This is a genomic window from Microbulbifer weihaiensis (assembly GCF_048323715.1).
Classification (GTDB): Bacteria; Pseudomonadota; Gammaproteobacteria; order Pseudomonadales; family Cellvibrionaceae; genus Microbulbifer.
In genome coordinates, this window is record NZ_JBLWFL010000024.1 from 1 (window position 1) to 14,641 (window position 14,641).

The 14,641-nt window shown below is 59.0% G+C and carries 10 protein-coding genes and 2 tRNA genes; 10 read left to right on the plus strand and 2 right to left on the minus strand.

The annotated features are described in order from the left end of the window. The first annotated feature begins 2 nt into the window (after positions 1–2). From ACNKU7_RS18120 to nadA, 3 genes are all read left to right on the plus strand, one after another. Positions 3–78 (plus strand) — tRNA-Lys (locus ACNKU7_RS18120). A 117-nt stretch (positions 79–195) separates the two neighbouring features. Beyond that, positions 196–271 (plus strand) — tRNA-Lys (locus ACNKU7_RS18125). 142 nt (positions 272–413) lie between these two features. After that, positions 414–1,487 carry a quinolinate synthase NadA gene (gene nadA, locus ACNKU7_RS18130; protein ID WP_418298426.1) on the plus strand — a complete coding sequence of 358 codons (1,074 nt, stop codon included), beginning with the start codon at positions 414–416 and terminating at the stop codon, positions 1,485–1,487. A 67-nt stretch (positions 1,488–1,554) separates the two neighbouring features. Here nadA and ACNKU7_RS18135 read toward each other — a convergent pair whose 3' ends face one another. Further along, positions 1,555–3,063: a M48 family metalloprotease gene (locus ACNKU7_RS18135; RefSeq protein WP_418298398.1), complete on the minus strand. Its 1,509-nt coding sequence runs from the start codon at positions 3,061–3,063 to the stop codon at positions 1,555–1,557. A gap of 178 nt (positions 3,064–3,241) precedes the next feature. On the opposite strand from ACNKU7_RS18135, the gene ACNKU7_RS18140 reads away from it, so the two are divergent. From ACNKU7_RS18140 to ACNKU7_RS18150, 3 genes are all read left to right on the plus strand, one after another. Then, positions 3,242–3,514: a sulfurtransferase TusA family protein gene (locus ACNKU7_RS18140; protein WP_418298399.1), complete on the plus strand. Its 273-nt coding sequence runs from the start codon at positions 3,242–3,244 to the stop codon at positions 3,512–3,514. Positions 3,515–3,572: 58 nt separating this feature from the next. Further along, positions 3,573–4,685, plus strand: a complete 1,113-nt coding sequence (locus ACNKU7_RS18145; protein WP_418298400.1) for an AI-2E family transporter — start codon at positions 3,573–3,575, stop codon at positions 4,683–4,685. A 119-nt stretch (positions 4,686–4,804) separates the two neighbouring features. Next, positions 4,805–5,908, plus strand: coding sequence for a phosphoribosylaminoimidazolesuccinocarboxamide synthase (locus tag ACNKU7_RS18150; protein WP_418298401.1), 1,104 nt, complete (start codon positions 4,805–4,807; stop codon positions 5,906–5,908). Between the two features lie 61 nt (positions 5,909–5,969). Here ACNKU7_RS18150 and ACNKU7_RS18155 read toward each other — a convergent pair whose 3' ends face one another. Continuing rightward, positions 5,970–7,409: a DUF1254 domain-containing protein gene (locus ACNKU7_RS18155; RefSeq protein WP_418298402.1), complete on the minus strand. Its 1,440-nt coding sequence runs from the start codon at positions 7,407–7,409 to the stop codon at positions 5,970–5,972. A 175-nt stretch (positions 7,410–7,584) separates the two neighbouring features. On the opposite strand from ACNKU7_RS18155, the gene ACNKU7_RS18160 reads away from it, so the two are divergent. The 4 genes from ACNKU7_RS18160 to ACNKU7_RS18175 all read left to right on the plus strand — a co-directional run bounded on the left by ACNKU7_RS18160 (position 7,585) and on the right by ACNKU7_RS18175 (position 14,416). Further along, positions 7,585–9,966 carry a marine proteobacterial sortase target protein gene (locus tag ACNKU7_RS18160; RefSeq protein ID WP_418298403.1) on the plus strand — a complete coding sequence of 794 codons (2,382 nt, stop codon included), beginning with the start codon at positions 7,585–7,587 and terminating at the stop codon, positions 9,964–9,966. A gap of 5 nt (positions 9,967–9,971) precedes the next feature. Continuing rightward, positions 9,972–10,559: a class GN sortase gene (locus ACNKU7_RS18165; protein ID WP_418298404.1), complete on the plus strand. Its 588-nt coding sequence runs from the start codon at positions 9,972–9,974 to the stop codon at positions 10,557–10,559. A gap of 270 nt (positions 10,560–10,829) precedes the next feature. Continuing rightward, the gene (locus tag ACNKU7_RS18170; protein WP_418298405.1) at positions 10,830–12,980 is read left to right on the plus strand and encodes a TonB-dependent receptor; all 2,151 of its coding nucleotides are present in this window, start codon (positions 10,830–10,832) and stop codon (positions 12,978–12,980) included. A gap of 71 nt (positions 12,981–13,051) precedes the next feature. Then, positions 13,052–14,416, plus strand: coding sequence for an MFS transporter (locus tag ACNKU7_RS18175; protein ID WP_418298406.1), 1,365 nt, complete (start codon positions 13,052–13,054; stop codon positions 14,414–14,416). The last annotated feature ends 225 nt before the right edge of the window (positions 14,417–14,641 follow it).

Here is a 14,641-nt window from a genome sequence, read left to right on the forward strand (position 1 = left end):
AAGGGTCGTTAGCTCAGTTGGTAGAGCAGTTGGCTTTTAACCAATTGGTCGCTGGTTCGAATCCAGCACGACCCACCATTCAACCGCTATCAACTTTAGTATTTCTACCAGGCTAAAGTTGGTATTTCTGAACCAGCCTCAGGTTGGTCAGATATCAAGTTACTGCTTTACTTTAGGTACAGGCAGTCTTCCTGAGGGTCGTTAGCTCAGTTGGTAGAGCAGTTGGCTTTTAACCAATTGGTCGCTGGTTCGAATCCAGCACGACCCACCATTTTCCTCCCCCATCATCAAAAACTTTCCTTTTCGCTAGTCGTTCTACCTCTCTGGTGACATTAGTATTTCATTAGCCGGCGAAATTTCTCCGGGGCGTTATAATGCCCGCTTTTTACGGCAGTACAGAGATACAGGATCGCATGACTGACAACAGCGAAAAGATTGCCACTTCCAGCCTGGGCAGTATCGATGCACGGGATTTTGTCCAGGATCACCTGGCACACCCTGCGATGCACCAGTATTCCGCAGAGGAGCTGGAGCTCTGGCGCGAGCGAATCAAGCGTTTGTTGAAAGAGCAAAACGCTGTTCTCGTGGCACATTACTATACCGACCCGTTGATTCAGCAACTTGCGGAAGAGACCGGCGGCTGTGTGTCGGACTCCCTGGAAATGGCGCGTTTCGGCGCCCAGCACCAGGCGGAGACGCTGATCGTGGCAGGCGTGAAGTTTATGGGGGAAACCGCCAAGATCCTCACGCCGCACAAGCGGGTATTGATGCCGACTCTGGAGGCGACCTGCTCACTGGATCTCGGCTGTCCCATCGATGAGTTTTCGGCTTTCTGTGACCAGCATCCGGATCGCACCGTGGTGGTATATGCGAACACCTCTGCGGCGGTGAAAGCCCGCGCCGATTGGGTGGTAACGTCCAGTATTGCGTTGGATGTTGTCGATTATCTCGATTCCCAGGGTGAAAAAATCCTGTGGGCGCCGGACAAGCATCTGGGCAGTTATGTGCAGAAGCAGACCGGTGCGGATGTGCTGCTGTGGGATGGTGCCTGTATTGTGCACGAAGAGTTCAAGGCCAAAGGCGTTGCTGACCTGAAGGCGATGTACCCGGAAGCACTGGTACTGGTACACCCGGAATCGCCGGCAGCGGTTGTTGAACTGGCTGATGTGGTTGGCTCAACGTCGCAGATCATCAACGCGGCGAAAACCCGCCCGAACAAGCAGTTTATCGTGGCCACCGATCAGGGCATTTTCTACAAGATGCAGCAGCAGTGTCCGGACAAGGAGCTGATCATTGCCCCTACCGCCGGTTCCGGTGCTACCTGTCGCAGTTGTGCCAACTGCCCGTGGATGGCGATGAATTCGCTGGAAAACCTGTGTGGGGTTCTGGAGCGGGGCGACAATGAGATTCTGGTAGACCCGGAGCTCGGCAAGCGGGCGATGATGCCGCTGCAGCGGATGCTGGACTTCCGTAAACCCCTCGACTGAGCAGGTTAGGGGGCAAAAAAAAGAGCGGCAATTGCCGCTCTTTTTTGTTTGTGTCTGTGCGAGAGGGTCAAAGCTCCTTGGCTTTCTCCTGCATCTTGATCACGTCTTTCATGCGCTGTTCCAGAATCGCATGGGTCTGGTAGTCATTCTTCGCCAGGCGCACCCCGTGGCGCAGGTGCTGCAGCGCTTTGTCGAACACGCCGTTCAGGATGTAGTACTCGGCGCGCGCCTCATGCACACCGACGATATCGCCGGCCAGGCCATGGGTTTCCGCCAGCAGGTACCACACGGCGGGATCCTTGCGGCGCACGCGGCTGTGCCTGGACAGGATACGCTCGGCAGCGAGGTAATTTCCCGCCTTGAAGTGCGCATTGGCCAGGCCCATGATCAGGGCGTGGTTTTTCGGGTTTTGGTCTACCGCCTTCTGCAGGCGCCTGGTGGCGCTGGTGTAATCGTGACGGGCCAGGTCGATGTCTGCGCGCGCCAGTACAAAGGCATCTTTATCCGGCTCCTTGTCGAGCAGGGGTTGCAGGGTTTCCAGAGCCGTATCCGGTTTGCCGGCGCCGGTCTGGGCCAGCACCAGGCCGTAGCGGGCCGCATCCTCGTTGTCGTTGATACCGCGCAGCTCCGCCTGGAAACGCTTTACTGCCTGCTGCGGAGTGGCCTCTGCCGCTACCCGGATACGGGCGCGCATCAAATGGTACTCGCGGCTGTCGCGCAGTGGGACCTTGTCCATACGGTTGGCGCGCAGCTTGGCGTCGGCAATCCGCTTTTCCGTTACCGGGTGCGTGAGCAAGAACTCTGGCGGGCGGCGGTAGTAGCGGGTGGCCTTGAGCATCTGCTCGAACATTTCCCCGGCCGCTTCCGGACTCATACCGGACTTGGCCAGGGTCTCGATGCCCACGCGGTCGGCTTCCTGTTCATTCTGGCGGGAAAAGCGTAGCTGGTTGTCGAGTGCCGCCGCCTGGGTGGCCGTCATTGCGGCAATGCCCGCATCGCCACCAGCGGTGGCGGCGAGTACCAGCGCCCCCAGCATGCCTGCCAGCGTGGGCAGGGTGCTGTTGCGCTGGGCTTCCAGCGATCGGGCGTAGTGCCGCTGGCTAAGGTGCGCGAGTTCGTGGGCCAGCACCGATGAAAACTGGTCTTCATTTTCCGCAAACAGGAACAGTCCGGTGTGGACGCCCACCACGCCACCAGGCACGGCGAAGGCATTCATTGTGTCGTTCTTGACCACGACCACATCGAGGGACTTGTCGTCGAGGGGGCTGTGTTCGGCCAGAGACTTGAGGGAGTTTTCCACATACTGCTGTAGCAGGGCATCGCTGGACGTGCGAACCTGACTGCGGAACATGCGCAACCACATCTGTCCCAGCTCTTTCTCCCGCGCACGGGAGACAAGGCCGCTGCTCGAGTCGCCCAGTTCGGGAAGTTGGATATGGTGGTCATCCTGCGCCGTGGCGGCGAGCGGGCTCGCCCCCAGCAGCAGCCCGAGTCCCAAGCCGCGCGCGACGCTGGTCGCACGCCGGCTGAGCAGACGCCAGTGGTGCGTGGCAGAAGATAGGAATTGGTGCTGCATTCTGGTCATATTCTTGCTGCTGCCTGCGGGTGTACCTACGGCTAACACTACATGTAACCCTATTAGACTGTCGAGGTTTTGATCAATTGCGTGGTAAAAGGTTCTGCCCTTTGACCGCGGCCGGCCGTTATAATCCGCGACTTAACCAAACTTTACTGCGCAGGAATCCTCAAACGGGATGACCGGATCCGACTACCAGGCCACATCCGCTGACCAGATGCACGGAAAGCCAGCTCTCAGGGTAGATGCTCGGGGGCTGCCGTGCCCGCAACCACTGTTGGCGATGCGCAGAGCGTTGCGCCAGGTTGAGCCCGGTGCACTGGTGCACGTTGTGGCAACGGATCCCGCGTCGCAGCGGGATTTTCGCAGTTTCGCGGAGTTGAGCGGCACGACCATGGTGCGGGAAGAGCGCCGCGGCATGGAGTTCCATTACTGGTTACAGGGAACCTAGCAGCAAGGGGAGCTACTTGGACAACACAGTCACTTCACAAAAAGAGACGAATAACGGCATGTTTGCGATTGTACGGGGTTGGGTGAATCGCTATTTCAGTCAGGAGGAGGTGGTTCTCCTGTCACTGTTATTGCTGGCGGCGATGGTGTTGCTGGCAACGCTCGGCGGCGTGCTTGCACCAGTGTTATCGGCGCTGGTGATTGCCTTTCTGATGCAGGGAATGGTTCAGCGGCTGGTGTCCTGGAAGGTGCCTCACTGGCTGGCCGTCTCCATTGCCTGCCTGGTACTGGTGGGTACCATCGTTGCGCTCCTGCTGGTGGTAATGCCGATCATCTGGCGTCAGCTTGTGCGGCTGTTTGCCGAGTTGCCGAACATGATCGACCGCGGGCAGGAACTGTTGCTGCTGCTGCCAGAGCGCTACCCGCGCCTGATCTCCGCCGCCCAGATTGACGAAATCTTCAATACGCTGGGCAGCGAACTCGGCACCATGGGACAAACGGTGGTGACCTTCTCACTGGCCAACCTGCCGATCCTCGCGGCGGTGCTCATTTACGCGGTCGTCGTACCGATCCTGGTGTTCTTTTTCCTCAAGGACTCGGACAAGCTGCTGCGCTGGTGTGCGGCCTTCCTCCCCCAGCAAAGGCCGATGCTGCGTCAGATCTGGTATGAGATGAATGACCAGGTGGCCAACTATGTGCGTGGCAAGGTCATCGAAATTGCGATCGTCGCTGTGGCCAGCTACGCGGCCTTTTTGCTGCTGGGCGTCAATTACGCGCTGTTGCTGGCGGTCGCGGTGGGCCTGTCGGTGTTGATTCCCTATATTGGCGCGGCGGTGGTTACCATCCCGGTGGCCGCCATCGGCCTGTTCCAGTGGGGCTGGAGCAGCGAGTTCTTCTGGCTCATGTTCGCCTATGGTTTCATCCAGCTGCTGGACGGCAACGTGCTGGTGCCAATCCTGTTCTCGGAGGCGGTAAACCTGCACCCGGTCGCCATCATCATGGCGGTACTGGTGTTTGGCGGTATCTGGGGATTCTGGGGTGTGTTCTTTGCGATTCCCCTGGCCACCCTGGCGAAGGCGATCATGAACGCCTGGCCCACGGCGGATCATCAGGCGGAGTGGCAGGCGCGGGAAGAGGCGGCGAAAGCCGCCGAAGGCCGGGAAGAGGTGTAAAAGTCGGCCCTGGCCCCCGTCCCCAGTGGATTTCTGCCCAGCGGAGCACTAGTATTCCGCGCTTTATTTCAGAACCCGCCCGCGTGCCGCGGGCGGCGATTAGCCATAGGAAAACCCGAATGAGCCTTGCTGACAAAGTACTGGCAGTCAACAACGATTTGCCGATCCGTACAGACAAGCCTGTCCACAGTGGCAAAGTCCGCTCCGTCTACTGGTTGACCGAGGCCGACAGTCGCCGCCTGATTGAAGAGAAGGGTTATCCGGTCGCGGCCGATGCGCCGCTGGCGGTGATGGTCATCTCCGACCGCATCTCTGCGTTCGACTGCATCTGGACTGGTGAGGGTGGCCTGCTGGGTGTGCCGGGTAAAGGCGCAGCGCTGAACGCGATCTCCAACCACTGGTTCAAGCTGTTCAAGGAGCAGGGACTGGCCGACAGCCATATCCTGGATATCCCGCACCCCGGCGTGTGGATCGTGCAGAAAGCCAGCCCGGTAAAGATCGAGGCCATCGTGCGCCAGTACATCACCGGATCCATGTGGCGCGCCTACAGCAAGGGCGAGCGCGAGTTCTGTGGTATCGAAATCCCAGACGGACTGCAGAAAGACCAGAAGCTGCCGGAACTGCTGGTTACCCCGTCCACCAAGGGCATTCTCAAGGGCATTCCCGGAGTACCGGAAGCGGATGACGTAAACATTACCCGCAAAAACATCGAAGACAACTTCGAGGCGTTCAACTTCCGCAGTAAGGGTGACATTGACCTGTACGAAAAGCTGCTGAAAGAGGGCTTTGAGGTGATCTCCGCGGAGCTTGCGAAGCTGGACCAGGTCTTCGTCGATACCAAGTTCGAATTCGGCTATGTGACCGATGCCGAAGGTAACGAGAAGCTGATCTACATGGACGAAGTCGGTACCCCGGACTCTTCCCGGATCTGGGACGGCGAGGCCTACCGCAATGGCCAGGTTGTGGAAAACTCCAAAGAAGGATTCCGCCAGGCACTGCTGAACTACTTCCCGGATCCGGACATTCTGTTGAACAAGGATCGCATGGGCGAGCGCGAGGCGCTGGCGCGCGACAACGTACTGCCGGAAGCCATGCTGATGGATCTGTCTGCAACCTACGTGGGTATTGCCGAGAAGATCATTGGTGAAAAACTGGCGATTTCCGACAATCCCAAAGCGGAAATCATCCAGGTGCTGCGCGACGACTACGGCCTGGTTGACTGAACCGGATAGGCACAAAAAAACCGGCGCTTGCGCCGGTTTTTTTGTGCCTGGAAACCAGGGGCTATTCAGCAAGTTCGATTGCCGGCGGTTTCCACGTGCCTTTGCCTGGCGGCAAGACAGAGGGGGGCTCGGTCTTCGGCCAGTACAGGCGCATCACCAGGTAAATCGGGCCATCCGGCGCGGGTAACCAATTGGTCTCCAGTTCCTTGCCGGGAGAAGAACTCTGGATGTATATGGTCACGGAGCCATCCGGGTTTTTCTTCATTTCAGGCAGCATGGGAGAGTTGATCAGGTAGCGGTCAATCGGATTCTTGATCAGCAGCTGCGTCTTGCCGTCATACATGGTTACTGACCAGAACGCGTTGACAGGCGGCAGCTCGCCCTCGGCAAATGTCAGGGTATAGCTGTGCTTGCTGCCGTCCAGTGGCGTTCCTTTGCCGTCGCTGCGGGTCATGGGGTAGGTCGCTTCAATCGCATCGTTACCGTATATGCCGGCCGTCGCACCCGCCGCGCGAAGCAGCCAGTTGCCATTATAAAAGGCGCGATCACCGAAAGGTGATGAAATATTCCAGCCGTTTATCTTCTCGCCGACATTTGCTGCGGCTTCGGCAATTCGTTGTCGTGCCTGCTCCACGCCTTGTGCGATGGCCTTACGCTGATCCTCGGGCAGTGCCTCAAGCGAAAACTTTTTGCCGGTACCAATACCGATGCGCGCCAGCTGTGCGCGGATTTCTTGCTCGTCGGGGCTGGGGGGGATGAACTGAAGCGCGAAGTCCAGATAGCTGAAAAAGCGGGACTGCATGGATTGCTTGTCGATTTTCGGGAAATCAATTTTCTCTGCAGCGGGTGCCGCCGGTTTGCCCAGAAATGCCGACAGCGGCTGCACTTTGTATTGCGCCTGGATCTCGCGCACCCTGTCGATATCCTGCGGATCAAACAGCTGGGTGCGGATTATCGCCAGGGAAAAATCGGAGCCAGCGGCAAACACCTGGTTAATACCTTGGGGTTTTTCTCCCTGCCACCCCGGGCCGACAATCATGTAGCTGCCCGCCGCATTGCCGGTGGCGCGGCTGCCAATATAGCCGTAATTGAACGTACTGCTATCGACCAACTGGATCGAGTAGTAGCGTTTGTCCTCGATCGCCGGCACCGAAATGACAATGGGTTCAGCGCGTAAATCCATCCACAGCATCGAATAGGGAGTGTCGCTGTTGGGGGTGACCACCGTCGTATCCTTGTAGGTGAACACGTTGGCTGAATTACTGAGTTTATTGAATGGCGCCTTGTACTGACCGGAGTTGGGATCCAGCACGAACTCGTACATGACGGAGTAGTTCATCACGATTGGCAGTCCGTAAATGAATGCTTCCTCGGCAATCTTTTCGGTTTCCTCGGCGCTTGGCCAGGCCTGAGCGTAAACGCCCTGACTGAAATGTCCGGCAAGCCAGATGGTCGCTGCGAATAGCAATCGCAGGTTTGTACTGCGGGTTCGCAAATTCATCGCGAATGCCCTCTGCTGTCAAAGTAAAGGCAGTGTAGTTTGGCGGAGGGGGTGCCCGCGAATCCGGCTTGCCACTATTTGCCATATTTGATCCCACCTTCGCCCCGGTTGGGCCCGCTCTCCGCCAGCTTGGAACGTTTTAATGCCTTCAGAAACGAGATTGCTGGAGGCAAACGTGAATCGACCTTTTTTTCATGCACCGCGTATTCCGCGCGACCTGATGATCCTGCCGACTGATGAGTACTATCGGCGCCGCTACCGCAAGCGCCGTGGCGGCAGCTGGCTGCTACTGATCGTGACCGCGGCAGCCGTGATGCTGGCAGCCCTTGGCGCTCGCGCTGGCGAGCCCGAAGTGAATGGGCAGGCGGGGGAACCCGAGGGAGTCAGCATCAATGACACCGGCAGCGGTGACTTGCTATTTCGCGGCAAGGAATCCGGCCGCTATATTCCGGCGATCCACCTGGGCACGCAGGTCGCGGTGAATGTGCGCGGTCTGGTGGCCGAGGTAACGATCCAGCAGGAGTTTTCCAATGCCAGCCGGGATTGGCAGGAAGCCGTATACGTGCTGCCACTACCGGAAAATGTGGCTGTCAACGGAATGGAAATTGTCATCGGTGAGCGACGCATCGTGGGCAAGGTGCGGGAGCGCGAAGAGGCGCAGAAGGTGTACCGCGAGGCCAGGGCCGCTGGCAAGCGCGCCGCGCTTCTCGAACAGCAGCGCCCGAACCTGTTCACCAGCCGCGTTGCCAACATCGCGCCGGGGGAAAAAATTGCCGTTGAGGTTCGCTATTTGCAGACCCTGCGCTTCGACAGTGGCCAGTTCAGCCTGCGCATCCCCAGTACCCTGACGCCGCGTTATATCCCCGGCAACCGATTGCCGCAAAACCGCGAGGTGGCACTGAATGCCCAGGGCTGGGCGCTGCCTACCGATCAGGTGCCGGATGCGGACAAGATTACCCCGGTGATGATGCCGATGGCCGAACTCCAGGCGAGTGGCAGTCACACCATGACGGTGGATATTGCGCTCGGTATGGGATTGCCGCTGGCGGATATCCACAGCCCCTACCATGAGGTCAACTTCCGCCGCGAGGCGGATCATCGCTATCGGATCGCGCTCAAGGAGGGAAGTGCCGCAATGGATCGCGATTTTGCCCTGCACTGGCGGCCGCAGGCATCGGCGATGCCATCCGCGGCGTTGTTTGCCGAGCAGGCGGTGACGCAGGCGGACATTGCCGAGTATGTGCAGCTATTGCTGTTGCCGCCGGTGAGTGCAGAGAGCGCGCTGCGCAAACTGCCGCGCGAAGTGGTTTACGTGGTGGACACCTCGGGCTCGATGGGCGGAACGTCCATTCGCCAGGCCAAGGAAAGCCTGCTGCTGGCGTTGTCCCGGCTGTCGGCGGAAGACCGCTTCAACGTAATCGAATTCAACAGCAATTACCGGAACTTCTTTCCGCGGCCGGTGGCCGCAACGGCAGAAAACATCCACGCTGCGCGCGAGTGGGTGGAGTCACTACGGGCAACCGGAGGCACGGAAATGGCACCGGCGCTGCGGGAGGCGCTGTCACAGCAATTGAATGATGAGACTGGCGAGCTGGTGCGCCAGGTTATTTTCATTACCGATGGCGCGGTGGGCAATGAGCGTGCACTGTTTGAACTGATTCGGCAGCGGCTTGGAGAAGCGCGCCTGTTTACAGTGGGAATCGGCTCTGCGCCGAACAGTTTCTTCATGACCAAAGCGGCGGAATTTGGGCGCGGCAGTTTTATCCAGATCGGCGACCTGAATGAAGTACAAAATAAAATGCACACGCTGTTCGAGAAACTGGAAAACCCATTGGTAACTGACCTGGAGGTGCGCTGGCCTGCGGGTATGAAAGTGGAGGCCTACCCCAAGCGCCTGCCGGATTTATATCGAGGTGAACCGGTGCGCCTGGTGGCGCGGGTGGACGGCAACCGGCTGGGGCAGGCGGACAGCGGAAAGCTAATGGTCAGCGGCCGCCTGGCGGGGAAGCGCTTCACCCGCGAGATAGCGCTGGACGCACTGCGCGTCGACCGCGAAGGTCACGGGATTGGCAGTTTGTGGGCCAGGGCAAAAATCGCCGTGCTGCGGGATGAGCAGCAGCGGGGGCGGATTGAGGGCGCGGATGGGACACCGGATTTGCTGCGCGAAGAGATCCTGAAACTGGCGCTGGCCTACCAGCTCGCCAGTCCTTTTACGAGTTTCGTCGCAGTGGAAGAGGTGCCGGTGCGACCTGCTACAGAAGCACTGCAATCGAGTCCGGTGCCCAATGCGGTTGCACAGGGCCAGCTGCTGCAGCAGCAGACTTATCCACAAACCGCAGCCGGTGTGTACGGCCAGCTGCTGTGGGCAGGACTGCTGCTGTGCCTGGGTGGGCTGCTGCGATGGGCGAGCCGGGTGGCTGCAATGCTCGGTTTGTTGCGCGCGCATGTGGCGAAAGGCGTGCGCCGGTACCTGCGCAAGTCCTTACCTGACGTGCGCGGCCGCCGCAGCCGCCTGGAAGCCCGCTTGATCCTGGCCAGCGCGGGGAAAGGAGAGTGAAACGTATGTGGCGATTTTGCTCCGCGGTATTGCTGGTCGCCGGTTTCTGGCAGCTGGGCGGTTCCGCCTGGCTGCTGGCCAAGGCCGAGCTTGCCCAATACCTCATAGGCAATGCCTGGGATCGGCAGCTGGACAGCGGCGAACAGCGGAAACCCTGGCCCTGGGCAGATACCTGGCCGGTGGCAAAACTGCAGCTCGCGCAGCAGAAGCCGTTGCTGGTATTAAACGGCACCAGTGGGCAGGCTCTGGCATTTGGCCCGGGATTGCTGGAAACCTCCGCCCTGCCAGGTGAGCGCTTGCAGGATGCACGCACTACCGTCATCGCGGCGCATCGCGATACCCATTTTCACGGGGTGGCGAACCTGCAGGTCGGTGACCCGGTGCGGTTACAGGCCGCGGATGGCCGCTGGTATTTTTTTCGCGTAATGCAGACCCGGGTGGTGAACAGCCAGCAGGAAAAGCTGCCAGTCTATGCCGAGCGCGGGCTGACGCTGGTGACCTGCTACCCGTTTGACGCTGTCGGTGCCGGCGGGCCGCTCAGGTATGTGGTGCAGGCGACCTATGAGCCCGACACCGGGAATGTGCAGCTTTAAATGGCCGCATTGCGGAGGTTAGTGCTGGCGCGGAATGCACTTGGCTTAACGGTATTTTCTTTTTCCTCACTGAATCCTGCCCAACTGCTCGCGGACTTGCGCATTGCCGCAGATTCGGCCTCAAATGATATAAGGTATATACAATAGGTCAATTGCTTTGGTAATCTCGGGAGATTACACATTGTGGCAAGCCCCGGCTGGCTTTTCGCGGTAGTAGCCTTTGGTGCTTTTCACTCGTTGTCATCCACCGGAATACATATCGAGGCAGACATGAGTTATCGCTCCAACATCAAGAAAAAACTGGTATTGGCTATTGCCGCAGCGCAGCTGGGCGCGGCCGCTTCCGTTGCTTTTGCCGAGGAAACACCGCAACGCACGGAGGCAGGACAGGCGGCGCTGGAAGAGGTTGTGGTCACTGCGCGCAAACGCGCGGAGAGTATGCAATCGGTACCCATTGCCGTTACCGCACTCGATGCGGGTGCCCTGGAAGCGCGGCAGATCAGCGCGGTAGAAGACCTTGGGCGGGCGGTACCCAATCTCCTGACAACCCCGGCTTCTGGCAGCCCGACCAACACGCGAATTTTCATGCGCGGCCTCGGTCAGGGAGAGAGCAGCCAGCCGACCGCCGAATCCGCTGTCGGCCTGTATATCGATGACGTGTATGTGGCGCGCTCTAATGGCGCCAACATCGGCCTTTACGATATCGAACGCATCGAAGTACTGCGCGGCCCCCAGGGCTCGCTGTACGGACGCAACTCCACCACCGGTGCAATCAAGGTGGTCACCCGCAAGCCCACCGCCGAGCCGGATCTTTCCCTGCGCATCAGTACCGGGGAGCTGGACAATATTGGCGGCAAATTGTCGGGATCCGTGGCGGTGGGCAGCGACTGGGCTGCCGGCGTCAGCGCGATGTATTTTGAGCAGGGTGGTTATGTTTCCCGAATGGATGCGGGCTCCGGGGAAAAACTGGAGAGCGGATTGAACGCACGGGATTACGGCGGTGTACGCGCGACACTGAGCCGGCTGCAGCAGGATGATTTCAGCGCAGACCTCAGTGTTTACTATTTTACGGATGAGGGCGATGCCTCCTATATCACACCGATGGATGCCGCCACCGGCGCGCCTCTTTTCGATGGCGATATCTATGCCACCGGCACCAGCAAGCCGCAGTTTGCGACGGCGGATCAGTTTGGTTTCAACGCCAACCTGGAGCGGGAACTGGGCGACGTCACGCTGCGCTCGATCACCGCTTACCGCAGTGTCGAAAATGAAAACCTGATCGATATCTCCGGGCGCGACTCCTGGTATATCGATACCCGGGTCGATAGCGCCCAGCTCTCGCAGGAACTGCAACTTCTCGGCAGCGCCTTCGAGCAGCGCCTCGACTGGCTCGCGGGCCTGTATTACCTGCAGGAAGACAGCGACTCCCTGACGACAAACACCATCAGCCAGTTCATCCAGAGTACCCAGGACTACACCGTGGAAACGGACTCGCACGCGCTGTTCGGGCAGGCGACCTGGCACGCGTCGGACGTGGTCGACCTCACATTCGGCCTGCGTTATACCCGCGACGACAAGCTGTTCGATGGCAGTACCGAGAGCAACATCATTTTCCAGAATGGCGCCAACCGTTTGCGCAAGTCGTTTGAAGATGTAACGCCGAAACTGGGCTTAGATATCCAGGCGACGGACGAAATGATGGTTTATGCCTCGGTCGCCAAGGGGTTCAAGGCGGGTGGCTTCCAGGGGCGCGCGCTGAATGCGGACGACCAGCTGGTGCCCTATGACGCGGAACAGGTATGGACCTACGAGGTCGGCGTGAAGTCGGAGTGGCTGCAGAACCGCCTGCGACTCAACGCCAACTACTTCCTCAATCAGTTCGAGGATCTGCAGCTCAATTCCCTCAATATCCAGGCGGGCGGCGGCACCGTGATCCAGAACGCGGCCGAAGCGGAAGTGGATGGTATCGAGCTGGAAATGACCTATATGGCCAGTGATCGCCTGTACATTGTCGCCAACTATGCCACCGCCTGGGGCGGCTATGAATCGCTGGCGGCCAACGTAAGTGGTGTGACCCTGGACTCCGAACTGCCGGGCACGCCGCGGGTCAACAGCTCGATTGGTGTGGAGCACAGCACCAGCTTTGCTGCCGGTGAACTGCTGTGGGGACTGGATTACCAGCACACCTCAGAAGTGCAGCCGGGGGCGTCGACCAGTGCGCTGGTGGAAGTGCCGCGGCTGGACCTGTTCAACGGTTTCATCAAGTTTACCGATGCCGGGGAGCGTTGGAGCCTGGGCCTGTTTGGCACCAACCTGAGCGACAAGGAATACCACTACACCGGCTTTACGTTCAGCAGTTTCGAAGCGGTGTATGCGGCTTCGCCTCGGGTAATCAAAGCCGTGGTCGATTACCGGTTTTAACACCCATGGATGAGCCCGCTGCCGGGCTCATCCATTCACCATAACCAGCCGGTAATTAGCGGGGAAAAATATTGGACAGGGAAAATAAAGCCGGAGCCTCGTCGCTGGCGGCCTACGCGAGCATGGCGGCGCCATTGAGTATTGTGTTTACGCCGCTGATCATTTTCCTTCCCCCCATGTATGCAACGGAGGTCGGGCTCAGCCTGACCACCGTGGGGCTGTTGTTTCTGCTGGCGCGCTTCTGGGATGCGGTAACGGATCCCATCGTCGGCCGCTTGTGTGACCGATGGCAGTTTTCCTTCGGTCGCCGCAAGGTCTGGATACTGTGCGCGGCGCCGTGCCTGATGTTGATGGTATGGCTTTTTTTCCGGCCGCCGGAAGGTGCCTCGGCGGTCTACCTGTTGTGCATGATCCTGATTTTTTACCCAGTCTGGACTACGGTGATGATTCCGTACCAGTCCTGGGGGATTGAGCTCAGCCAAAACTACCAGCAGCGCACGCGTATTGCGGGCTTCCGCGAAATCGCCTCGATGATCGGCACCACTGCGGTGCTCGGGGTGCCGCTGTTTTTCATCGACGCCGGCACGGCCACCAAGCGCGATGTCGTGGGGCTGATGTGCGGCATGTTCCTGGTGTTCTTTCCTCTCACAGTGCTGCTTGCACTGTGGAAAACGCCAGATTCGAGTCGGCGTGAAGTTGTGCCCAGGGTGAGCATGGGCCAGCTGCTGCAGGTGCTGTGGGCAAATCGGCCGTTTGTCGCCATTGGCAGCGCTTATTTTATCGTGCAGTTTGGCTATGGCATGTACCTGTCCGTAATCCAGCTGTTCATCATCTCGGCGCTTGGCCTCGGCAAAAAGTTCCTGTTGCTGGTGTTTATCAAGCATATCGTTGCCATTCTGTGCGTGCCGGTCTGGATTCATATCTCCCGCCGGTTGGGCAAGCACATTACCTACGGGGTTTGCCTGATGGCAACGGCCATCGCCCTGGTGGGTTTCGGTAGCATCGAGCACGGTAACTTCACCCAGGCGTTGACCCTGTTTATTTTCCTGGGGATAGTGACCGCGCCCATACTGGTATTTCCGCCGGCGATTGTTGCCGACACCATCGATTACGCGCGGTGGAAAAATGGCAGTGCGGAAACAGGCCTGTATATGGCGTTGCTGCAGTTGATCAACAAGTCGGCGTTGGCGCTGGCGATCGGCGTGACTTTCCCGCTGCTGGATTGGGCCGGGTTCACGGAGGGCGGCAACAATGATGCCCTCGCCTGGAATGTGATGCATGCCCTCGCGAGCTGGGTGCCGGCACTGATCCTGCTGGTGGCGGCACTACTGGTATGGCGCTTCCCGCTGAACCGGGTGCGCCACCATGTTATCCAGCGGCGCCTGGCCCTCAGGGCGCAGAGGAACCCGCCCGGGCTTGCGGTAAGCGCAGAATGAGATCCGGGGATGGTCGGTCTGTGCTGCCTCCGGTATTGGTCAGGCCAGCCGCATCGGTTATCCCCACAGGGCGCCGAAAACCGCAACGGCCGTGACTGAAAAGCACATTCTGGACTCTATTTTGTAATTTAATTTCCCGGTTTGACGGCAAAATTATCCGTGAAACCGGGGTTTGGAAAACAAATTGTTTTGCAATTTGGTTTTATTTGTTACTAATTGTCCTAT